This window comes from Kitasatospora sp. NPDC001309 (genome assembly GCF_042896295.1).
Taxonomy (GTDB): Bacteria; Actinomycetota; Actinomycetes; order Streptomycetales; family Streptomycetaceae; genus Kitasatospora.
The window spans coordinates 1-21975 of the sequence record NZ_JBIAXC010000016.1; the positions used below are offsets into that span (position 1 = coordinate 1).

Consider the following 21975-nt stretch of genomic DNA (forward strand, 5'->3'; position numbering starts at 1 on the left):
CTTCGGACCGCCTTCCAGCGGGCCCTCCGGGCGCTTCGTTCTTTCGTGTTTCCAGCTTACCAGACGTTTTCCGCTCCGTTTTCCGGAGTTTCATTCATCCGATTTTCCGAACTGGTCGGGCCGCTTTTCGCGACGACCACCACTTTAGCGCATTTCAAGAGTGACTCGAAATTCACGATCACACCGTGTCGACGAATACGCCGACGAACCCAATTGAATGGGCTTCGAAGTGTGAGAGTGGGTCTTGCTGAGTGGGGTGGCCGCTCCAGCGACTCGTTCAACACTAGGCCACCTGGAGGACATCGTCAAACGTCGAGGGCGGGATCCGGCTGGATCCCGCCCTCGATCATCGAAGCCGCAGTTCAGCGGCGTCGGTTTTCAGTCACTCGGTCCTTCGGCGGCTCGGTCACTCCACCGAGTCGGCCGGCTCGGCCGCCACCGCCGACGACGCCGGCACCAGCTCCGCCGCCGCCAGGTTCCGCTTGCCGCGCCGCAGCACGAGCCAGCGCCCGTGCAGCAGGTCGGCCTCGGTCGGCACCGCCTCCTCGTCCGTCACCTTGACGTTGTTGAGGTAGGCGCCGCCCTCCTTGACCGTCCGACGGGCGGCCGAACGGCTCGGCGCCAGGCCGACGGCGACCAGCAGGTCGACGATCGGCTGGAGCTCGGCGGTTTCGGCCTTCGGGACCTCGGCGAGGGCCGCGGCCAGGGTCGGCGCCTCCAGGTCGGCCAGGTCGCCCTGCCCGAACAGTGCCTTGGACGCGGCGACCGCGCGCTCGTACTGCTCGGCGCCGTGCACCAGCGTGGTGAGCTCTTCGGCCAGGGCGCGCTGGGCGAGGCGGGCGGCGGGGCGCTCGGCGGTCTCGCGCTCCAGCTCCTCGACCTCCTCCTTCGAGCGGAAGCTGAAGATCCGCAGGAAGTTGGAGACGTCCCGGTCGTCCGCGTTCAGCCAGAACTGGTAGAAGGCGTACGGGGTGGTCAGCTCGGGGTCGAGCCAGACCGTGCCGGACTCGGTCTTGCCGAACTTGGTGCCGTCGGCCTTGACGATCAGCGGCGTGGCCAGCGCGTGCACGGACTTGGCGTCGGCCTTGCGGATCAGGTCGGTGCCGGCCGTGAGGTTGCCCCACTGGTCGCTGCCGCCGGTCTGCAGGGTGCAGCCGTAGCGGCGGTTCAGCTCCAGGTAGTCCATGCCCTGGAGGATCTGGTAGCTGAACTCGGTGTAGCTGATGCCCGCGTCGGAGTTGAGGCGTCGGGCGACGGCCTCCTTGGCGATCATGTTGTTGACGCGGAAGTACTTGCCGACGTCGCGCAGCAGGCTGATCGCCGACATCCCGGAGGTCCAGTCCAGGTTGTTGACCATGCGCGCCGCGTACGGGCCCTCGAAGTCGAGGAAGCGCGAGATCTGGCCGCGCAGGCGCTCGACCCAGGCGGCCACCGTCTCGGGGTCGTTGAGCACGCGCTCGGCGGTGGGCTTCGGGTCGCCGATCAGGCCGGTGGCGCCACCGACCAGGCCGAGCGGGAGGTTCCCCGCCTGCTGGATGCGGCGCATGGTGAGGATCTGCACCAGGTTGCCGAGGTGCAGGCTGGGGGCCGTCGGGTCGAAGCCGCAATAGAACGTGACCGGGCCGTCCGCGAACGCCTTGCGCAGTGCGTCCTCGTCGGTGGACAGGGCGATCAGCCCACGCCACTGCAGCTCGTCGACGATGTCCGTCACGGTCACGCTTCTCCTTCGATCGGGCGTCCGCCCGTTGTCGGCCCGGTTCGGTTCGGTCGGGCCCCGGGTCGGTACGACTCCAGCCTGATAGAGCCTACGCGGTTCCGGCCAGCGAGTTTTCCCCGAGGCACCGGGTCCGTCGGGCGGTGTCCCTCCCCCGGGTTCCTCCCCGATACCGGAAATTCCGTTGTTAGTCAGCTGTGGGCCCATTCAGAGTGGTTTCACCGCCGCGCGGCGGCAGTGACGTGTGTGGAGACGGTCGTGCCGCCGTGGCACGCCCGTGGGAAGGGTGTGCCGAGTGCGCAACACGCTGGTTCTGAACGCGAGCTACGAGCCCCTGACGACGGTGTCGCTCCAGCGCGCCGTCGTCCTGGTGCTCCAGGACAAGGCGGTGGTGGAGCAGGCGCATCCGTTGCGCTCGATCCGGGGTACCGGTGTAGCCGTTCCGGTGCCCCGGGTGATCAGACTGCAGAGGTACGTGAGGGTGCCGTTCCGACAACAGGCCCCGTGGTCGCGGCGGGGTGTCCTGGCCAGGGACCAACACCTGTGCGCGTACTGCGGGCACCGGGCCACCACGGTGGACCACCTGCACCCCAAGTCACGCGGTGGCGAGGACAGTTGGCTGAACACCGTGGCCGCGTGCGCCGAGGACAACCAGCGCAAGGCCGACCGGACACCCGAGCAGGCCGGGATGAAACTGCTCCGGCGCCCGTTCGTCCCGACGCCCCAGGCCACTCTGATGCTGGCGCTCGGCCTGCGCGGCTCGGAGGCCCGGGAGCTCGCCGACTGGCTGCCGGCCGTACCGGGGCAGCCCGTCACTGCGGCCTAGCCACGGCCCTGGAAGAGCCCTGGGAAAGCCTAGGGGGCATCCCGGCGACGGCCCGGCCACCCACGCGGCCGGGCCCCGCAGGCTCAGCCCTTCGCCTGGAAGCCCGCGGCCGTGCCGTAGTTGGCCGCGTGCTCGGGCACCACGACCACCTGCCCGCCACCGATCAGCACCCGCCCGGAGAGCAGCAGCGAGCCGGTGCCGGACGGGAAGTTGCCGCCGACCGCCTCCTGGCCGCCCGCCAGCGGGAAGCGGCCGAGGCGGGCGGGCTGGTCGCGGCGCTCGTCGGCGGCCAGCACCAGCGAGCCGCCGTCGATGCCGACGGCCCGGGCGGTGCCCTTGGCGGCGGTCGGCGCCTTCCAGCGCTGCTTGCCGGTGTCCAGGTCGTAGCCGACCGCGGACACCGGCCCGCCCGGGTTCGCCGGGGTCATCGCGGCCACCATCGTGCGGCCCTCGAAGAAGACCTCGGGGGTGGCCGAAAACGTTCCGTGGGTGAGGACCAGCCGGCCGCCGTCGGTGACCACCGGGATCTCGGCGGCCGGGTCTCCGGCCGGCCCCCAGGCGAACACCCGGTCGTCCTCGGGCTTCGCTCCGGTGGTGAGTACCACGGCGGGTTCGGCGGAGAGCACGGTGACGGTCTTCGGCTGGTTGTTCAGGCCCCGCCACCAGCCGACCTTGCCGTCCGCCGCGTTCAGCGAGACGGCCTGGTCGGCGGGTGTGGAGTCGGCGCAGGTCGAGGCGACCAGCACGGTCTTTCCGGTGACGCCGCCGGAGAGGGTGCAGAACTTGCCCTGGCCGGTGTACTGCCAGACGTCCTTCCCGTCGGCCGACGCCCAGGCCACCGCCCGGTCGTCGCCGACCGCGATCACCATGTCCTCGGTGACGCCGATCCGCGCCGAGTAGGCGCCCTTGGCGTCCGAGACGGTCTTGGTCCAGGCGGTCCTGCCGGTCTTGGTGTCCACGGCGGCGACCAGCGTGCAGGGGCTCTTCGGGTCGGTCTGCGGCCGGAACAGGGCGACGCCCAGCCCGGCCTGGTTCACGCCCGCCGACAGTCCGCACGGGACGGCCCCGGCCGCCGGGGGCTCGACCGACCAGGTCGGCTTGCCCGCCGTCCGGTCGTAGGCGTGCACGCCGGAGCCGTCGGCGCGGACCACTGCGTCGGCCAGCAGCCAGCTGCCGACCAGCGTGTCGTCACCCGCGGGCTGCGCGGCGGCGACGGGCTGCGCGGACCAGGCCTTGGTGTGCGCCACCGCGAACCCGGGCTCGCCTCCGCTGCTCGCCGCCGCACTGCCGCCGCCCTCGGCACCGACCGTCAGCGCGGCGGTTATCAGCACCCCGAGCGCCGCCACCCCGGCACCGGTCCGCACCAGCAGGGCCCGTCGACTGGGCACGTGCTCCCCGGTCAGGACGGCCGACCGGACCTTGTCCACCAGCGAGGAAGCACCGGCGGAAGCGGAAGACGAAGACGACGCGGAAGCGCTGCCACCGCGCCGGCCCGCCCGCGAGCGCCCGGCCGATGCGGCGGGCTCGGCGGGCTCAGCCGGCTCGGCAGGCACGGCACCGTGGTCACCGGTCTCCCCCACGGAGGTCGCCGGCTCCGCCGGGGACTCCTCCAGCCGCACGTACCCGTCGGCCGAGTACTCCGCCCCCGCCGGGACGTACAGTCCGTCCGCCACCGGTCGCTCCTGCGGCTCGACGGCGTACGGCTGCTGCCCGTGGTCCGGGAACTCCGGGTACTCCGAGTACTCCGGGTACCCGGAGTGCGGCTGCTGGTACGGCTGGTGCGGCTGCTCCTGGGCGTACCCGCCCTCGACGTGGCCGGTCTGCCCGTAGCCGCCCTGCTGGTCGTAGGCCGGCTGCCAGTGACCGCCCGGCTGCTCGTGGTGCGGCGCCTGCGGCCACTGCCCGTGCGATTCCGACGGCGACTGCGACGACTGCTGCTGCCACTGCGCCTGCTGCTGGTCGTGGTACCCCGGCCAGCCCTGCTGCGGACCCTGGGGGTACCACGGCTGCTGCTGGGCGTGGGGGTCTCCGAAGGGCTCCTGCGCCACCGTTCCGTCCCTCCCTGCCCCCACTGCCTGCCGATTGCGGCAGTCAGCATCTCACGCCCGCCCCGGCCGACCGCCCGGCCCCTGGGCGCGGGGCCACAGCGGGCCGCAGCGGGCCGGAACGGGCATGCGCGGGCCGGCGCGGGCCGGACCAGGGCAGAGCGATCCTCAGGCCGCGGACTCCGCGCGCAAGGCCTCGTCGATCCGGGCGGCGAGGGTGAAGTCCAGGCCGGTGAGACCGCCGGCGCTGTGCGTGGACAGCACGAAGCGCAGGGTGCGCCAGCGGATGTCGACGTCGGGGTGGTGGTCGAGCGCCTCGGCCTGTTCGGCGACGGCGACGACCACCCGGATCGCGGCCGGGAAGTCGGGGGCGTCGGCGCTGCGGACGATGCTGTCGCCGTCCCGGCGCCACAGCGGCACCGCCGCCAGGGCCGCCACGGTCTCGTCCTCGCTCAGTCGGGCCCTGCTGCTCATCGGTGCGCTCCGGGGGTCGTCGGTCGGACCGGCGGGGTGCCGGTCGGGCGGGGTGCCGGTCAGGCGGCCTTCCGACGCGGACGGACCACCAGTTCGCCGCCGCAGTTGGGGCAGTTGGCGGCCATGGCCTCGGTGCAGTCGGCGCAGAAGGTGCACTCGAAGGAACATATCGAGGCGGGGCCGTCGGCGGTCAGCGACACCTCACACCGCTCGCAGATCTCGCGCATCTCCAGGGCCATGGCACACTCTCCGGTTCACGGACGACGGTTCGGTCGGTCGTACGATCCCACAGCCGTCCGAAGCCCGGTCAACTCAGCTCAGCAGCAGCTTGGTGACGGCCGCGAGCCCGACCACCACGATGACCCCGCGCAGCGCGGCCGGCGGGAGGCGGCGGCCGACCTTGGCGCCGATCAGGCCGCCGACCAGCGAGCCCGCCGCGATCAGCCCGGCGGCCGTCCAGTTCACCGTCGAGGTGAACAGGAAGAACAGGGCGGCGACCCCGTTGACGATCAGCGCCAGCGCGTTCTTCACCGCGTTGATCCGCTGCAGCTCCTCCTGGAGCAGCATGCCCATCAGCGCCATCAGCAGGACGCCCTGGGCGGCGCCGAAGTAGCCGCCGTAGATGCCGGTGAGGAACACCCCGGCCAGCAGCACCGGGCCGCCGTCCGGATCGCCGTCGGCGCGCCGCCGGGCCGCGACGGCCTTGGCCACCCGGGGCTGGACCACCACCAGGACGAGGGCGAGCAGGATCAGCACCGGGACGATCGCGTCGAAGGCGCCGCTGGGCAGTCTGGTCAGCAGCAGCGCACCGAGCAGCCCGCCGAGCAGCGAGGCGGTGCCCATCCGGCGCAGCCGGCGGCCCTGGCCGGCCAGTTCGCGGCGGTAGCCGAACACGCCGCCGAGCGAACCGGGCACCAGGCCGAAGGAGTTGGAGATGTTGGCGGTCACCGGCGGGATGCCGACCGCGAGCAGGACCGGGAAGGTGATCAGGGTGCCGGAGCCGACGATCACGTTGATCATCCCGGCACCGACGCCGGCCACCAGGACGGCGATCGCCTCCCAGAGCGTCATGGGTCACCCCTCCTCGTGGTCCTGTCCGAGGGGATCATGCCGGACGGCGCACCGGCCCGACCAGGCCCGACCACCATTCGGGACGTACGCCACACCGCCGGGGCAGCACGCGGGACGCGGCCCGGGCGCCACGCGGGACGCCGCCCGGACGCCGACCGGAGAAACAGCGGGGCCCGCCACCAGCAGGCAGCGGGCCCCGACCGGAGGACCGGTCCGACCACTCCGGGTCGGTCACTCCGATCCGATCACTCCGGGTCGATCTTGCGGTACTCCCGCGCCGGGTCCACCCGGGGGCGGGCGGCGCCCTTCTCGACGTCCACCGGCCGCGGCCCGGCCGCCGGGTCCAGCGGCACCTGGGTCGCCGCCGGGGGCGCCTGGGGGACGCTCGGCGCGGCCACCGCGCCGCCGTTCATCCCGCCGCCGTTGCCGGTCAGGCCGCCGAAGGCCCCGCCGAGGCCCTTGAGCGCGTCGCCGACCTCGCTGGGGATGATCCAGAGCTTGTTGGAGTCGCCCTTGGCCAGTTCGGGCAGGGTCTGCAGGTACTGGTAGGCGAGCAGCTTCTGGTCGGCGTCGCCGTCGTGGATGGCCTCGAAGACCGTCCGGATCGCGGCCGCCTCACCGTCGGCGCGCAGCACCGCGGCCTGCGCCTCACCCTCGGCCCGGAGCACGTCCGCCTGCTTCTCACCCTCGGCCTTGAGGATCTGCGCCTGGCGCTGGCCCTCGGCGGTGAGGATCGCGGCGCGCTTGTCACGGTCGGCGCGCATCTGCTTCTCCATCGAGTCCTGGATGGAGGTCGGCGGCTCGATCGCCTTGAGCTCGACGCGGTTGACCCGGATGCCCCACTTGCCGGTGGCCTCGTCCAGCACCCCGCGCAGACCGGCGTTGATGACCTCGCGCGAGGTCAGGGTGGACTCCAGGTCCATCGAGCCGATGATGTTGCGCAGCGTGGTGACGGTCAGCTGCTCGATGGCCTGGATGTAGCTGGCGACCTCGTAGGTGGCGGCCCGGGGGTCGGTGACCTGGTAGTAGATGACGGTGTCGATGTTGACGACCAGGTTGTCCTGGGTGATCACCGGCTGGGGCGGGAACGGGACGACCTGCTCGCGCAGGTCGATCCGGTTGCGGACCCGGTCGATGAACGGCACGACGATGTTCAGCCCCGCGTTGAGCGTCCGGGTGTAGCGGCCGAAGCGCTCCACGATCGCGGCGCTGGCCTGCGGGATGACCTGGATCGTCTTGATCAGCGCGATGAAGGCCACCACGACCAGGACGACCAAAACGATAAGGACGGGTTCCACGGACTCTCCCCTAGACGACCAGGGCGGTCGCGCCCTGGATTTCGACGACGTCGACCTGCTGCCCGGGCTGGTAGACCTGGTCCGGGTGGAGCGCGCGGGCCGACCAGATCTCACCGTTGAGCTTGATCCGACCGCCCTCCCCGTCGACGGTTTCCGCGACGACCGCGGTGGCGCCGTGCAGCGCCTCGATGCCCATCTTGACCTGCGGGCCCTTCTGGAGCTGCCGGTAGGCGATCGGCCGGACGAAGGCCACCAGTGCGACCGAGACCACCAGGAAGGTCACGGCCTGGAGGACCACCCCCGCGCCCAGACCGGCCGCGCCGGAGGCCACGAGCGCGCCGATCGCGAACATGGCGAACTCCGGCATCGCGGTGAGCACCAGCGGTATGCCGAGCGCTGCGGCGGCCAGGAGCCACCAGGTCCAACTGTCCACACGACCATCCTAGGGAGCGAAGGGCCTTCGAGGCGGACAGTTCCCGCAGGTCGAGGGGCGGAAACCGGTCGCACGTGCGACCGGTTCCGACAGCCTCGGCGAAGCGGACGGACCCGGGGTCAGCCCAGCGGCAGTCCCTGCGCCGACCAGCGGTCGCCGTGGCGCTCCAGGGTGAGCGGCAGGCCGAAGCACTTGGAGAGGTTGCGGGCGGTCAGCTCGGTGTCGATCGGGCCGGCCGTGAGCACCCTGCCCTGGCGGATCATCAGCACGTGGGTGAAGCCGGGGGCGATCTCCTCGACGTGGTGGGTGACCATCGCCATGGCCGGCGCGAACTCGTCCTGGGCCAGCGCGCCGAGCCGGCGGACCAGGTCCTCCCGGCCGCCGAGGTCCAGGCCGGCCGCCGGCTCGTCGAGCAGCAGCAGCTCGGGGTCGGTCATCAGGGCGCGGGCGATCAGGGTGCGCTTGCGCTCGCCCTCGGAGAGGGTGCCGAACTTGCGGCCGGTCAGGCCGGCCATGCCCATCCGGTCGAGCAGGGCGAGGGCGCGGCCCTCGTCGGACTGCTCGTAGGACTCCTGCCAGCTGACCGTCATGCCGTACGCCGCGGTGAGCACGGTCTGCAGCACGGTCTGCTCGGCCGGCAGCTTGTCGAACATCGAGGCGCCGGCCAGGCCGATCCGGGAGCGCAGCTCGAAGACGTCGATCTCGCCCAGCTTCTCGCCCAGCACCGAGACCTTGCCCGAGGTCGGGAAGAGGTACGAGGAGGCGATCTGCAGCAGGGTGGTCTTGCCGGCGCCGTTCGGGCCCAGGATGACCCAGCGCTCACCCTCGGAGATGGACCACGAGACCTGGTCGACCAGCGCGCGCCCCTCCCGGACCACGGATACGTCCACCAGCTCCAGCACGTCGCTCATGCCCACGCCTTCCCCAAATACCAAAAATGTCGGCCGTCGGTGCGGGCGGCGGACCGACCCCGGCAGCCGGTGGGCACGGGATGGGTGCGCCGCACGCGCATGGGCAAACCTACGCCACGCGGATGACCGCCGATTCCGTAGGCTGGCCGGATGCTCGTGACTCCTGCCGACAATCCGTACGAAGAGCCCCGTTCGGGGCGGCTGACCGCCTGGGGCAACGCTCTGCTGAGCGGCCTGGTGGCGCCGGACGACGCCGCCGAGGCCGTGCTCGGCGCCGACGAGGGCCACCGGGTGACCGGGCTGCCCGGGGACGCCCCGGGCGAGCAGCACGCGCTGACCTGGGCGTTGGGGCGGCTGCGGGTGCTGGGCGTGAAGGGCCTGCGGCTGGCGCTGCCCTCGGCCGGGCACCCGCTGGGCCTGACCGGCCCGGCGGTGTTCAACGAGCGCGCCATGGCGGCCGGCGAGGCCGTGCTCGCGGTCGGCGCACCGCTGGGACTGGTGCCGGAGATCACGGTGTTCGGTCCGGCGGGCGACCGCTCGGCCACCGTGCTGTGGCGCTGCGCCGAGGTCGGCGACGCCCCGCCGGCGGACGTGCCCTCGCTGCACGAGGCCGAGCGCGAGCTGGCGGAGGGGCTGCGCGAGGCGACCGTCCTGCTGGCCGGGCTGGACGTGGCGGGCGCGGGCCCGGAGGCGCTGCGCGCCCTGGAGGCGTACCGCCGGCGCGGCCACGCCGAGCTGCTGGCCCCCGGCTACCCGCCGCGCGCCGTCCGGGTGCTGGAGTCGGCCCGCCAGGTGTCCGCCCTGCTGGCGATCGCCGCGGGCGGCCACGGCGCCGCCGTGAGCGCCTCCGAGATGGCCGCCCGGCAGTCGGTGCTGGCCCCGCTGCGGCGCACCGCCCGGCGGGCCCAGGTCGCCGCCTACAACGCCCTGGTGGACGAGCGCGAGGACCACTGACGGTCGCGGGAACGGCGGGGAGGGAATCGCCGGGAGGGAACCGGGCGAGGGCCTCAGGCCCGGGCCTCGCCGTTGCGGACGGCCCACAGCGCGGCCTGGGTGCGGTCGGCGAGGTCCAGCTTCATCAGGATGTTGGAGACGTGGGTCTTCACCGTCTTCTCCGACAGGTGCAGGCTGCGGGCGATCTCCCGGTTGGAGCGGCCGTCGGCGATGTGGCCGAGCACCTCGCGCTCGCGCTCGGTGAGGGTGCCGCCGCGGCCCTGCGGGGCGCGCGGGCCGTCGTCGGCGAGCAGCGCCTCGGCCAGTTCGGGCTGGAGCAGCACGTGCCCGGCGTGCACCGAGCGGATCGCCCCGGCCAGCGCCTCCGGGTCCACGTCCTTGTAGACGTATCCGGCGGCGCCGGCCCGCAGCGCGGGGACCATGGTGCGGTGCTCGGTGAAGCTGGTGACGATCAGGATCCGGGCCCGGCTGCCGCCGTCCTTGAGGGTGCGCAGCGCCTCGATGCCGTCGACGCCGGGCATCTTGAGGTCCATCAGGACGACGTCCGGGTCGAGTTCGCGGGCGCGCTCGACGCCCTCGGCCCCGTCGGCGGCCTCCCCGACCACCTCGATGTCGTCCTGGACCTCCAGGAAGGTGCGCAGCCCGCGGCGGACCACCTGGTGGTCGTCGACCAGCAGGACGCGGATCGACGGCGTGCTCTCAGGCACCGGGGACCTCCATCTCGACGAGCGTCCCCTTGCCGGGGGCGGACTCCAGGGTGAGCGTGCCGCCGACGGCGGCCGCGCGGTCGCGCATCGAGGCCAGGCCGAGGTGGCGGCCGGCCCGCCGGACGGACTCGGGGTCGAAGCCCCGGCCGTCGTCGCGCACCCGCAGCACGGCGCCGCGGGCGGGGGTGCCGGCCAGGGTGACGGTGACCCGGCCGGCGCCGGAGTGGCGCAGCGCGTTGTGCAGCGCCTCCTGGGCGACCCGCAGCAGCGCGGCCTCCTGGGCGGGCGGCAGGGCGCGGACGCCGTCGGCGGCGAAGGCGAGGTCGGCGCTGTGGGCGCGGTCGAGGACCTGCACCTGGGAGGCGAGGGTGGCGCTCAGCCCGTCCTCCTCCAGGGCGGCGGGGCGAAGTTCGACCACCACGGCACGCAGTTCGTCGGCGGCCTCGGCGGCGAGCCGGGCGACCTCCTCCAGCTCGGCGCGGGCCCGGGCCGGGTCGCGGTCGACGAGCTTGGCGGCGGCCTTGGCGGTCAGCCGCAGCGAGAACAGCTTCTGCGAGACGGCGTCGTGCAGGTCGTGGGCGATCCGGGCGCGCTCGCCGGCCAGGGTGAGTTCGCGGCTGCGTTCGTACAGCCGGGCGTTGGTGAGGGCGAGGGCGGCGTGGGCGGCGAGGATCCGCAGCAGTTCCTCGTCGTGGTCGGTGAACAGGCCGCCGCCGCGCTTGTTGGCGAGGAAGATGACGCCGGTCACCCGGGGTTCGTCCTCGCCGGCCTCGGTGTCGAGGATCGGCATGCCGAGGAAGGCGTCCATCTCGGGGTGGGCGGCGGGCCAACCCTCGAAGGCCGGGGCCTTGCGGACGTCGGTGAGGCGGGTGGGGCCGGTCTCGTGCAGCAGTTCGGCGAGCACGCCGTGCTGGCGGGGCAGCGGGCCGATGGCCCGCCACTGCTCGTCGGTGATGCCGTCGACCACGAACTGGGCGAAGCCGCCGTGGTCGTCGGGCACGCCGAGGGCCGCGTACTCGGCGCCGAGCAGGTCGCGGGCGGAGGCGGTGATGCGGCGCAGCACCTCGCGGACCTCCAGGTGCCGGCTCATCGCGAGCAGGGCCTGGCTGACGGCCTCGATGCCGGCCAGCGGGTCGCAGGCGGAGCGCGGGTCGAGGGGGGTCCGGTGGTCACCGGTCGGGCTGGGCATACCGCCAAACTACCGCCGGCGCGGGGGCGTCCGCGTCCGTCCCCGGCCGCTCCGGGCGCGGGTCCGGGGACCTAGGCCGATGGGCCCACCCGGCGGGCGGGAGGGGCCGGGAACGCCGAAGGGCGCTCCCCCGGAACCGGGTGGAGCGCCCTTCGGCGGCTGCGGACGTCAGCCCTTCTGCATGACCTCGGGCTCGTGCCGGCGCTGCAGCCGGGTCACGATCACGCCGATCACGACCGAGATGACGATCAGCACGCCCGCGTCGATCGACCACTGGGCGACGCTGTGGGACCACAGCGGGTCGTAGTTGGGGTTCTGGAAGTCCTTGTTCCAGGGGCCCATGAGGTGCGACAGGTCGAGCGTGGTGGACACCATGCCGGTGCCCCAGCGGGCCGGCATCAGCCAGGCGACCTGCTCCAGGCCGGGCTTGCCGAAGATCTGGAAGAGGCAGCCGGTGAACACGACCTGGACGATGGCGAACATGACCAGCAGCGGCATGGTCTTCTCGGCGGTCTTCACCAGCGCGGAGATCATCAGGCCGAACATCATCGCGGCGAAGCTGAGCAGGATCATGCCGATGGTCATCTCGATCATCGGGATGTTCTTGACGATCAGGCCGTGCTCGGGGAGCTTGCGCGGCAGGAAGCCGACGGCGGAGATGATCGCGCCCTGGATGACCGAGAAGACGCCCAGCACGATGATCTTGGACATCATGTACGCCGACCGGGACAGGCCGGTGGCCCGTTCCCGTTCGTAGATCGCCCGTTCCTTGATCAGCTCGCGGACCGAGTTGGCCGCCCCGGAGAAGCAGGCGCCGATCGCCAGGATCAGCAGGATCGTCGCGGCCCCGTTGTTGAGGTGCAGCTGGGTCTTCGGGTTGGGGGCGAGCCCCGGTTCGTTGGGGATCAGCACGCTGACCGCGCCGATCACCGCGGGCAGCAGCACCGACAGCGCCAGGAAGCCGCGGTCCGAGGCGAGCACCGACATGTAGCGGCGCATCAGCGTCCACAGCTGCGAGCCCCAGCTCTGCGGCTTGGGCGGGCGGACGGCCTCCTGGGCGACCTGGACGTGCTGCACCTCGCCCGCCTCGACGGTCGGGGCGGAGTACTGCTGGTAGTGCACCGAACCGCGGTAGCGGCCGGCCCAGTCGTGGTCGGGGTAGTTCTCGAAGGCCTGGAAGACGTCCGCCCAGGTCTCGTACCCGAAGAAGTGCAGCGCCTCGTCCGGCGGGCCGAAGTAGGCCACCGCGCCGCCCGGCGCCATCACCAGCAGCCGGTCGCAGAGGGCGAGTTCGGCCACCGAGTGGGTGACGACCAGGATGGTGCGGCCGTCGTCGGCCAGGCCGCGCAGCATCTGCATGACCTCGCGGTCCATGCCCGGGTCGAGGCCCGAGGTGGGCTCGTCCAGGAAGATCAGCGAGGGCTTGGTGAGCAGTTCGAGGGCGACCGAGACGCGCTTCTGCTGGCCGCCGGAGAGTGCGGTGATCTTGTTGTCGGCGCGCTTGTCCAGGCGCAGCTCGTACAGCACCTCGTCGATCCGGGCGTTGCGCTCGCTCGCCTCGGTGTCGCCGGGGAAGCGCAGCTGGGCCGCGTACTTGAGGCCCTTCCGGACGGTCAGCTCGCGGTGCAGGATCTCCGACTGCGGCACCAGGCCGATCCGGGAGCGGAGTTCGGCGAACTGCTTGTAGAGGTTGCGGCCGTCGTACAGCACCTCGCCGCGGTCGGCCGGGCGGTAGCCGGTGAGGGCGCGCAGCAGGGTCGACTTGCCGGAGCCGGACGGGCCGATGACGGCCACCAGGGACTTCTCCGGGACGCCGAAGCTGACGTCGTCGAGCAGGACCTTCTTGCCGCCCTTGTGGTCGACCTCGACGGTCAGGTGGCGGGCGGAGAAGGAGACCGCGCCGGTGTCGACGAACTCCTGCAGCTGGTCGCCGACCAGCTGGAAGCCGGAGTGGCCGACGGTCAGCCGGTCCTGCGGGCCCATCAGCTGGCGCTGCACCCGCTGGCCGTTGAGGAAGATGCCGTTGTGGCTGCCGAGGTCGACGATCTCGTAGCGGCCGTCCGGCAGTTGGCGCAGCTCGGCGTGGTGCCGGGAGACCTGGAGGTCGGACACCACGACGTCGTTGTCCAGCGCGCGGCCGATCCGGACGGTGCGCATCCCGGCCGTCAGGTTGCGGATCACCGTCGGCTGCGGGCCGCCGCCGTGCTCCGGCGGGGCCGGGAAGCCCTGCTGCCCGGGGAAGCCGCCGTGCTGCGCCGCCCGCTGGTCCTGCGGCGGGTACGGCTGGGCGGCCTGCTGCTGCGGCACGTACTGCTGCGCGGGCTGCTGCTGCGGCCAGGCCTGCTGCGCCTGCGGCTGCTGCTGGTACGGGTCCTGACCCGCCCAGGCCTGCTGCGGGGCGGGCTGCTGGGGCGTCGGGGCGGGGCTGCGGCTGGTGACGGCCTCGTGCACCGGGGTGGGCTGCGGGGCGGCGGCGTGGGCGGGTGCGGAGAAGGCGAGTCGGGGGCCGTTCTCCGGGTTGCCCAGGTTCACCACGGCACCGGGGAACAGCTGGGCCTGCATGGTGCGGGCGCCGGCCACGTAGGTGCCGTTGGTGCTGCCGTGGTCGTCCAGCTGCCAACCGCTGCCGTTGAAGCCGATGGTCCCGTGCTGCCAGGAGACCCTGGCGTCGTCGAACGTGAAGTCCGACTGCGGGTTGCGCCCGATGGTGTAGGACCGCCCGGGCTCAAGAGTCCGCTGCTGTCCGTTGATATCAATGACGAGTTGCGGCACTGCTTGCCTGCCCCGCTCTCTCGGTTCCCCCGATTTGGCCCCCGACCGGGGGTGCACTGTTCCTCTGACTGACGGGGGGAATCATTCCAGCCCGCCGTCCGCAGGTGAAAGTCACCCCGGGTGACTGTGACCAGGCTGCTACCCGGGGCTGCCGGTCGGGCCGCGGGCACGGGTGTCCCGCGAGGTGGGACAGGTGCCCCCGGCGGGGCGGCCGACCGGTAGCGTGGGAGCCACCATGAACGCATCGCCCCTGGCCGCTGAGCCCCTCCCCGCCGCCCAGCCCCGGACCGCGGACGAGCGCACCCTGCTCGTCAAGGTGTTCGGCAAGGACCGCCCCGGCATCACCGCCGGCCTCTTCGCCACCCTGGCCGGCTTCGGCGTCGACGTCATCGACATCGAGCAGGTCGTCACCCGTGGTCGCATCACGCTCTGCGCCCTGGTCACCCCGCCCCGCTCGCCCGACGCGGAGGGCGGCCTGCGGGCCACCGTGCACCGCTGGGCGGAGGAGCAGAAGCTCCAGGCCGAGATCCTCTCCGGCATCGGCGACAACCGCCCGCGCCGTGAGGGCCGTTCGCACGTGACGGTGCTCGGCCACCCGCTGACCGCGGCCGCCGTCTCCGCGCTGACCTCCCGGATCACCGTGGCGGGCGGCAACATCGACCGCGTCTTCCGCCTCGCCAAGTACCCGGTGACGGCGGTCGAACTGGCCGTCTCCGGTGTGGCCACCGAGGAGCTGCGGGCCGAACTGGCCCAGGAGGCGGCCGCCCAGCGGGTGGACGTCGCGGTGGTGGCCGCCGGGCTGGAGCGCCGGGCCAAGCGCCTGGTGGTGATGGACGTGGACTCCACGCTCATCCAGGACGAGGTGATCGAGCTGTTCGCCGCCCACGCGGGCTGCGAGGAGGAGGTCGCCGAGGTGACGGCGGCGGCGATGCGCGGCGAGCTGGACTTCGCCGAGTCGCTGCGGGCCCGGGTCGCCCTGCTGGCCGGACTGGACGCCTCGGTGACCGAGAAGGTGCGCGCGGAGGTCCGGTTCACGCCGGGGGCGCGCACCCTGATCCGTACGCTCCAGCGGCTGGGCTTCCAGGTCGCGGTGGTGTCCGGCGGGTTCACCCAGGTCACCGACCACCTGGTGGAGCAGTTGGGGCTGGACTTCGCGGCGGCCAACACCCTGGAGGTGGTGGACGGCAGGTTCACCGGCCGGGTGGTCGGCGAGATCGTGGACCGCGCGGGCAAGGCCCGCTGGCTGGCCCGGTTCGCCGAGCAGGCGAAGGTGCCGCTGTCGCAGACGGTGGCGATCGGCGACGGCGCCAACGACCTGGACATGCTGAACGCGGCCGGGCTCGGGGTGGCCTTCAACGCCAAGCCCGTGGTGCGCGAGGCCGCCGACACCGCGGTGAACGTGCCCTTCCTGGACACCGTGCTGTACCTGCTCGGGATCACCCGCGAGGAGGTCGAGGCGGCCGACGGCGGGCTCTCGGTCGACTGAGGCGTGCCGACGGCCGAGGGGCGCGCGGATCGATCCGCACGCCCCTCGGTGTTCCGCGGCCCGGCCGGGCCCGGAGGTCAGTCCTGCGGCGTGTAGTACGAGACCAGCTCGGCCACGCCCGGCTCGACGCCCTTCCACGAGCCGCCGAAGCTGAGCACCGCGACCGCCGCCGTCGGGAAGCCGCCCAGGCGCAGCCGCTCCAGCGCGTCCGGGTCGCCCGCGTCCCCGGCGAGCACCTGGGTCAGGCCCAGCACCCCGGGGTTGTGGCCGACCAGCACCACGTCCGCGTACTCCTCCGGGGTCTCCTGGAGGACGGCGATGATCTCGCCCGGGCTGGCCTCGTAGATCCGGTCCTCGTACACCGTCCGGCGGGCCCGCTTGGGCAGCTCGTGCGCCGCCAGCTTCCAGGTCTCACGGGTGCGCAGGGCGGTGGAGCAGAGCACGAAGTCGGGGTTGATGCCGGAGTCGACCAGCCAGCGGCCGGCGTCCGGGGCCTGGTGACGGCCCCGGTCGGCCAGCGGCCGCTCGTGGTCGTCCACGCCGTTCGGCCAGTCGGCCTTGGCGTGGCGGAGAACGATGATCCTGCGGGGCGTGTCGGCGCTCATACCCAGCAAGCTTGGCAGAAAAGCGGGCCGGGGGCGCGATGCTCCCGGTTGCCGCCACTCCCCGGGGTGGCGGGTGCCATCATGCCCCGTCGGCCGGGTGTCACCGGGAGTGCGGCGGCGCTACGGGCGGCGGTCAACCGATCTGGGCGGCGACGGTCGCGATGATCGCCACCAGCACCACGATGCCGCCGAAGAGGAGGGCGATGCGGCCGAGCTGCTTGCGGCCGTCGGTGGGGTTCGGGTCGAGAACGGGCATGTCGGGATTCTCCCACCCCGAACACGCCCGTCCACGGCGGGCCCCACCGCCTTGGCCAGGCCTTGACCTTCGCGGTCAGGCCTTGACCCGCTCGGCGGGCAGGACGGCCTCGTCCTCGATGTGCCGGGCCTGGGCGGCGCGCAGGCCGAACAGCATCTGCGGCACCAGCAGCAGGGCCAGGAAGCCCAGCGGCCAGTACCACTCACCGGTGACGTCGTAGATCCGGCCGATCAGGATCGGGCCCGGGACGGAGATCAGGTAGCCGAGCCCCTGGGCGAAGACGGACAGCTGGGCCACCCCGCCGGCCGTCCGGGCACGCAGCCCGATCATGGTCAGCACCAGCGGGAAGGCGCAGTTGGACAGGCCCACCAGCACGGCCCACACCCACGGCGCCCCGGCCGGGGCGAGCGCCAGCCCGGAGTACCCGGCGATGCCGCAGCAGGCCAGCAGCACCACGAAGATCCGCTGGTCACCGCGCCGGGCGGCCAGGTTGGGCAGCACGAAGGAGACCGGCACGCCGATCACCATGGTGACCGCGAGCAGCACCCCGGAGGTGCCCTTGTCGATGCCGGAGTCCTGGAAGATCTTCGGCAGCCAGCCCATCACCACGTAGGCGCCGGTGGCCTGGAGGCCGAAGAAGCAGGCCATCGCCCAGGCCGTGCGGCTGCGGGTGATCGGCAGCCTGGCGGGGGCGGCGGCGCCGCCGGCCCGCTCGCCGCGCTCGCGCTTGGCGATCAGCAGCGGCAGCCAGAGCAGCAGGGCGAGCGCCCCCAGGGCGGCCCAGCTGCCCAGGCCGTAGCGCCAGTCGCCGCCGAGCGAGCTGGTCAGCGGCACGCTGACCAGGGCGGCCAGCGCGGTACCCGCGGACAGCGCCATGGAGTACAGGCCGATCATCGGACCGACCTTCTCCGGGAAGTACCGCTTGATGACCACCGGCAGCAGCACGTTGGAGACCGCCACCCCGGCCAGGGCGAGCGCGGTGAACAGCAGGAACACCGCCGTACCGCCGGCGAAGGAGCGGGCCAGCACGCCCGCCGTGATGGCGGCCATGCCGGCCGTGATCACGGCGATCGGGCCGATCCGGCGGGCCGCGCTCGGAGCGGCGAGGCCGAACAGCGCGAAGCACAGCGAGGGGACGGCGGTCAGCAGCCCGGCGAGCGTCGGGTTCATCCCGAGGTCGTCGCGGACCTGGTCGAGCAGCGGCCCGAGGCTGGTGACCACGGGGCGCAGGTTGAAGGCGGCGGCGGCGATCGCGACGGCGAACAGCACGCCGAGGTACTTGCCGGGGACGGACGGCCGCTCGGTCTGCGGCCGCTCTCCGCTCCGTGGGGAGGAGGTGGTGGTGGTGTCTGCTGCGGGAGGCATGGGCGCCATCATAGAATGATGGGATGAATTGATGCACCTCGGAATTGGCATGATGTCCCGACCCGTTCGTCCATCAGCCACTTTCCCCCCACGGCCCACCCAACCCCGTAGTCGCTAGGAGTCCCCGTGGCGCTGTCCTCGCCGAGGCGCACCCCGTTGTCCGACCAGGTGATCGCGCAGCTGCGCGCCCAGATCACCTCCGGGGAGTGGCCCGTCGGCTCGCGCATCCCCACCGAGGCCGCCCTGGTCGAGCAGCTGGGGGTGGCCCGCAACACCGTCCGGGAGGCCGTCCGGGCCCTCGCCCACAACGGGCTGCTCGACATCCGCCAGGGCTCCGGCACGTACGTCCTGGCCACCAGCGAGCTGGCCGGGGTGATGCACCGCCGCTTCGCCGACGCCGACCAGGGGCAGGTCGCCGAGCTGCGGGCGGCGCTGGAGACCTCCGCCGCCGGCCTGGCCGCCGCCCGCCGCACCGAGCGCGACCTCGGCCTGCTGGACGCCGCGCTCGAACGGCGCGAGGCCGCCTGGCACTCCGGCGACGCCGAGGACTTTGTCCAGGCCGACGCCGCCTTCCACCACGCCGTGGTGGCCGCCGCCCACAACGACGTGCTGCTGGCCGTCTACTCCGACCTCGGCGAGGTCACCCGCGAGCACCTGCGCAACGACGTCGGCCCCGAGCTGATCGCCGAGCGCTACATCGGCCACCACACCATCCGGGACGCCATCCGGGACGGCGACCCCCAGCGCGCCTCGGTCGAGGCCGGCCGCGCCATCGGCGCCTGCGCGACCGCCGACGCGTAGGCGCGCCCCCGGCGCCCCCGGCGCCCCCGCAACGGAAACGCCACTGCCCGGCGCCCCCGTCGCGGGGGTGCCGGGCAGTGGCGGACAGCAGTCGGTCAGGCGCCGATCGCGTGCAGACCGCCGTCGACGTGGATGATCTCGCCGGTGGTCTTCGGGAACCAGTCCGACAGCAGGGCGACGACGCCGCGGCCGGCCGGCTCCGGGTCGCTCAGGTCCCACTTGAGCGGGGAGCGGTGGTTCCAGGTGTCGGCCAGGTCGCCGAAGCCCGGGATGGACTTGGCGGCCATCGAGCCGATCGGGCCCGCCGAGATCAGGTTGCAGCGGATGTCCCGCTCGCCCAGGTAGCGGGCCAGGTAGCGGTTGGTCGACTCCAGGGCGGCCTTGGCCGGGCCCATCCAGTCGTACTGCGGCCACGCGTACTGGGCGTCGAAGGTCAGGCCGACGACCGAGCCGCCGTCCTGCATCAGCGGCAGCAGCGCCGTGGTGAGCGACTTGAGCGAGTACGCCGAGACGTGCATCGCGGTCGCCACGGACTCCCACGGGGTGTCCAGGAAGTTGCCGCCCAGGGCGTCCTGCGGGGCGAAACCGATCGAGTGGACGATGCCGTCCAGGGTCGGCAGGGTCTCGCGGACCTGCTCGGCGATGCCGGCCAGGTCCTCCGGGCTGGAGACGTCCAGCGACAGCACCTTGACCGGCTTCGGCAGCTTCCTGGCGATGCGCTCGGTCAGGCTCGGGCGGGGGAAGGCGGTGAGGATGATCTCGGCGCCCTGCTCCTGGGCCAGCCGAGCGGTGTGGAAGGCGATGGAGGACTCCATCAGCACACCGGTGATCAGGATCCGCTTGCCCTCGAGGATTCCACTCATGATCAGTGACCCATGCCCAATCCGCCGTCGACGGGAATGACGGCTCCGGTGATGTACGCGGCCTCGTCCGAACCGAGGAACCGCACGGTGGACGCGACCTCGGCGGGCGCCGCGTAGCGGCCCAGCGGCACGCCCGAGACGATCTCCGCGCGGCGCTCGTCGCTGAGCACGGCGGTCATGTCGGTGTCGACGAAGCCGGGGGCGACCACGTTGACGGTGATGTTGCGCGGGCCGAGCTCGCGCGCCAGCGAGCGGGCGAAGCCGACCAGGCCGGCCTTGGAGGCGGCGTAGTTGGCCTGGCCCGGCGAGCCGGAGAGGCCCACCACGGAGGAGATCAGCACCACGCGGCCCTTCTTGGCGCGCATCATCAGCTTCGACGCGCGCTTGACCACCCGGAAGGTGCCGGTCAGGTTGGTGTCCACGACGGAGGTGAAGTCCTCCTCGGACATCCGCAGCAGCAGGGTGTCGTTGGTGATGCCCGCGTTGGCGACCAGCACCTGGACCGCGCCGTGCTTCTCCTCGATCTCGGTGAAGGCGGCGTCGACCTGCGCGGCGTCCGTGATGTCACAGCGCACCGCGAGGACGTCGAACTTCGCGAGGGCCTCGGGCACCTCGCCCGAACGGCTGGTGATGGCGACCTTGTCGCCCGCCTCGGCGAAGGCCTGGGCGATCGCGAGGCCGATGCCCCGGTTTCCTCCGGTGACGAGAACCGAGCGGCTCAACGATCCACCTCTCTCCGTGTCTGAGCGGGTACGTCCGAACGCGTACGCAGTGTGACGCTATCGGGCGGTCGGCGGCGGCGGCGAATCGAGCTCCCACAGCGCCGCACCGGAGGAACTGTCGCAATCCGACAATCCGCGCCCCCGGCGCCCCGCGCCCGCCGGCCGTCCGCCGCAGGCCGGGGCACCGCCGCGAAAGAACGGACCGTACGGGAACGCTGTGCGGGAACAACGGGGGCGGGCGTGCCCGTTGCCCCCGTGGTGCGGGCCGACCCCGGGGCCGGACGTACCCTTCCCCCGAAGAGTCCCGGCGAGGAAACGAAGGCAGGGCGCATGACCAAGGCACGGCCCGGGAGCACCACCGGACGCGGACGACTGCTCGCCCTCACCGCCCTGGCCGCGGGCCTGGGCGCGACCGCCTGGGCGCTGCGCGACCTGCCGGCGGCGTTCGGGCGCCGCCCCGACGGCGGGCGCGAGGAGCGGGTGCGGGACTCCGCCCAGTACCGCGACGGCGTCTTCCACAACGCGCCCTCGACCCTCGCCCGGGCCGGGAGCGCCCCCAGCGTCGACCGCGACACCGTCCGCCGGATGCTGTTCCAGCGCGAGGGCCGCGTCCCGGCCCACCCGGTGCCCACCGTCCGCCCCGCCGCCGCCCCCGGCCCGGCCGCCGAGGGCGTGGAGATCACCTGGTACGGGCACGCCTCCGCGCTGGTCGAGATCGAGGGCTCGCGGGTGCTGCTCGACCCGATCTGGAGCGACCGCTGCTCCCCCTCCGCCCACGTCGGCCCCAAGCGGCTGCACCCCGTCCCGGTCGAGCTGGAGGAGCTGCCGCCGGTCGACGCGGTGCTGATCTCCCACGACCACTACGACCACCTCGACATGGCGACCGTCAAGCGCCTGGTGCGCAGCCAGTCCGCGCCCTTCGCGGTGCCGCTCGGCATCGGCGGCCACCTGCGCCGCTGGGGCGTCCCCGAGCACCGGATCATCGAGCTGGACTGGGACGAGACCTGCACCCTGGGCGAGCTGGTCCTCACCCTCACCTCCGCGCACCACTTCTCCGGCCGCGGCCTGACCCGCAACACCACCCTGTGGGGCTCCTGGGTGATCGCCGGGCCCACCCGCAAGGTCTTCTACACCGGCGACTCCGGCTACTTCGAGGGCTACGCACGGATCGGCGCGCAGCACGGCCCGTTCGACGCCGCCCTGGTGCAGATCGGCGCCTACGACGCGGCCTGGCCGGACATCCACATGACCCCCGAGGACGCCGTCCTCGCCCACCGGGACCTCACCGCCGGGCTGCTGGTGCCGGTCCACTGGTGCACCTTCAACCTGGGCCTGCACCCCTGGGCCGAGCCGATCGAACGGCTGCTCAAGGAGGCCAAGGCCCAGGCCGTCCCGCTGGCCGTCCCGCGCCCCGGCGAGCGGATCGACGTGGACAACCCGCCGGAGCTGGACGGCTGGTGGGAGTCCGTCTCCTGACGGCCGC

At 72.9% G+C, this 21975-nt stretch carries 21 protein-coding genes; 5 read left to right on the forward strand and 16 right to left on the reverse strand.

The annotated features are described in order from the left end of the window. Positions 1–406: 406 nt before the first annotated feature. A complete protein-coding gene (tyrS, locus tag ACFY2K_RS17915; RefSeq protein ID WP_375894013.1) occupies positions 407–1711 on the reverse strand; it encodes a tyrosine--tRNA ligase in 1305 nt (434 codons plus the stop codon). A gap of 298 nt (positions 1712–2009) precedes the next feature. Here tyrS and ACFY2K_RS17920 point away from each other — a divergent pair, with 298 nt between their 5' ends. Beyond that, on the forward strand, positions 2010–2540 hold the full coding sequence (locus tag ACFY2K_RS17920) for an HNH endonuclease (protein ID WP_375893871.1): 531 nt from the start codon (positions 2010–2012) through the stop codon (positions 2538–2540). 83 nt (positions 2541–2623) lie between these two features. Here the strand turns inward: ACFY2K_RS17920 and ACFY2K_RS17925 are convergent, their stop codons facing one another. From ACFY2K_RS17925 to ACFY2K_RS17955, 7 genes are all read right to left on the reverse strand, one after another. Further along, positions 2624–4588 carry a PQQ-binding-like beta-propeller repeat protein gene (locus ACFY2K_RS17925; protein ID WP_387712399.1) on the reverse strand — a complete coding sequence of 655 codons (1965 nt, stop codon included), beginning with the start codon at positions 4586–4588 and terminating at the stop codon, positions 2624–2626. Positions 4589–4753: 165 nt separating this feature from the next. Then, positions 4754–5059 carry a 4a-hydroxytetrahydrobiopterin dehydratase gene (locus ACFY2K_RS17930; RefSeq protein WP_375893876.1) on the reverse strand — a complete coding sequence of 102 codons (306 nt, stop codon included), beginning with the start codon at positions 5057–5059 and terminating at the stop codon, positions 4754–4756. A gap of 59 nt (positions 5060–5118) precedes the next feature. After that, complete coding sequence (locus tag ACFY2K_RS17935; RefSeq protein WP_360241223.1) at positions 5119–5298, reverse strand: DUF1272 domain-containing protein; 180 nt, start codon at positions 5296–5298, stop codon at positions 5119–5121. A gap of 73 nt (positions 5299–5371) precedes the next feature. Beyond that, a complete protein-coding gene (locus ACFY2K_RS17940) occupies positions 5372–6130 on the reverse strand; it encodes a sulfite exporter TauE/SafE family protein (protein ID WP_387712403.1) in 759 nt (252 codons plus the stop codon). Positions 6131–6375: 245 nt separating this feature from the next. Beyond that, positions 6376–7428, reverse strand: a complete 1053-nt coding sequence (locus ACFY2K_RS17945; RefSeq protein WP_350506797.1) for an SPFH domain-containing protein — start codon at positions 7426–7428, stop codon at positions 6376–6378. Positions 7429–7438: 10 nt separating this feature from the next. Next, positions 7439–7861, reverse strand: coding sequence for an NfeD family protein (locus tag ACFY2K_RS17950; protein WP_375893882.1), 423 nt, complete (start codon positions 7859–7861; stop codon positions 7439–7441). A 119-nt stretch (positions 7862–7980) separates the two neighbouring features. Continuing rightward, the gene (locus ACFY2K_RS17955; protein ID WP_375893885.1) at positions 7981–8772 is read right to left on the reverse strand and encodes an ABC transporter ATP-binding protein; all 792 of its coding nucleotides are present in this window, start codon (positions 8770–8772) and stop codon (positions 7981–7983) included. Between the two features lie 150 nt (positions 8773–8922). Here ACFY2K_RS17955 and ACFY2K_RS17960 point away from each other — a divergent pair, with 150 nt between their 5' ends. Further along, complete coding sequence (locus ACFY2K_RS17960; RefSeq protein WP_380531449.1) at positions 8923–9726, forward strand: hypothetical protein; 804 nt, start codon at positions 8923–8925, stop codon at positions 9724–9726. A gap of 53 nt (positions 9727–9779) precedes the next feature. Here the strand turns inward: ACFY2K_RS17960 and ACFY2K_RS17965 are convergent, their stop codons facing one another. The 3 genes from ACFY2K_RS17965 to ACFY2K_RS17975 form a co-directional block, all read right to left on the reverse strand. Beyond that, complete coding sequence (locus ACFY2K_RS17965; protein WP_360241205.1) at positions 9780–10433, reverse strand: response regulator transcription factor; 654 nt, start codon at positions 10431–10433, stop codon at positions 9780–9782. Then, entirely contained in the window at positions 10426–11622 is a 1197-nt protein-coding gene (locus tag ACFY2K_RS17970) for a GAF domain-containing sensor histidine kinase (protein ID WP_387712408.1), read from the reverse strand. Before ACFY2K_RS17970 ends, ACFY2K_RS17965 begins: the two co-directional genes overlap by 8 nt. Before the next feature lie 168 nt (positions 11623–11790). Then, positions 11791–14394 carry an FHA domain-containing protein gene (locus tag ACFY2K_RS17975; RefSeq protein WP_387712411.1) on the reverse strand — a complete coding sequence of 868 codons (2604 nt, stop codon included), beginning with the start codon at positions 14392–14394 and terminating at the stop codon, positions 11791–11793. Between the two features lie 235 nt (positions 14395–14629). Here ACFY2K_RS17975 and serB point away from each other — a divergent pair, with 235 nt between their 5' ends. Further along, complete coding sequence (gene serB, locus ACFY2K_RS17980) at positions 14630–15880, forward strand: phosphoserine phosphatase SerB (RefSeq protein ID WP_375893896.1); 1251 nt, start codon at positions 14630–14632, stop codon at positions 15878–15880. Positions 15881–15957: 77 nt separating this feature from the next. Here the strand turns inward: serB and ACFY2K_RS17985 are convergent, their stop codons facing one another. The 3 genes from ACFY2K_RS17985 to ACFY2K_RS17995 form a co-directional block, all read right to left on the reverse strand. Further along, positions 15958–16485 carry a histidine phosphatase family protein gene (locus ACFY2K_RS17985; protein WP_375893899.1) on the reverse strand — a complete coding sequence of 176 codons (528 nt, stop codon included), beginning with the start codon at positions 16483–16485 and terminating at the stop codon, positions 15958–15960. A gap of 133 nt (positions 16486–16618) precedes the next feature. Beyond that, complete coding sequence (locus ACFY2K_RS17990; protein WP_375893902.1) at positions 16619–16741, reverse strand: SGM_5486 family transporter-associated protein; 123 nt, start codon at positions 16739–16741, stop codon at positions 16619–16621. Positions 16742–16816: 75 nt separating this feature from the next. After that, positions 16817–18106, reverse strand: coding sequence for a CynX/NimT family MFS transporter (locus ACFY2K_RS17995; protein WP_375893904.1), 1290 nt, complete (start codon positions 18104–18106; stop codon positions 16817–16819). 126 nt (positions 18107–18232) lie between these two features. Here ACFY2K_RS17995 and ACFY2K_RS18000 point away from each other — a divergent pair, with 126 nt between their 5' ends. Beyond that, on the forward strand, positions 18233–18907 hold the full coding sequence (locus tag ACFY2K_RS18000) for a FadR/GntR family transcriptional regulator (protein ID WP_375893905.1): 675 nt from the start codon (positions 18233–18235) through the stop codon (positions 18905–18907). Positions 18908–19002: 95 nt separating this feature from the next. Here ACFY2K_RS18000 and fabI read toward each other — a convergent pair whose 3' ends face one another. Beyond that, positions 19003–19770 (reverse strand): enoyl-ACP reductase FabI, encoded by a 768-nt coding sequence (gene fabI / locus ACFY2K_RS18005; RefSeq protein WP_375893907.1) that lies wholly within the window; start codon positions 19768–19770, stop codon positions 19003–19005. Between the two features lie 2 nt (positions 19771–19772). Next, a complete protein-coding gene (gene fabG, locus ACFY2K_RS18010) occupies positions 19773–20492 on the reverse strand; it encodes a 3-oxoacyl-[acyl-carrier-protein] reductase (RefSeq protein WP_375893910.1) in 720 nt (239 codons plus the stop codon). Positions 20493–20822: 330 nt separating this feature from the next. Here fabG and ACFY2K_RS18015 point away from each other — a divergent pair, with 330 nt between their 5' ends. Continuing rightward, on the forward strand, positions 20823–21968 hold the full coding sequence (locus ACFY2K_RS18015) for an MBL fold metallo-hydrolase (RefSeq protein WP_375893912.1): 1146 nt from the start codon (positions 20823–20825) through the stop codon (positions 21966–21968). The last annotated feature ends 7 nt before the right edge of the window (positions 21969–21975 follow it).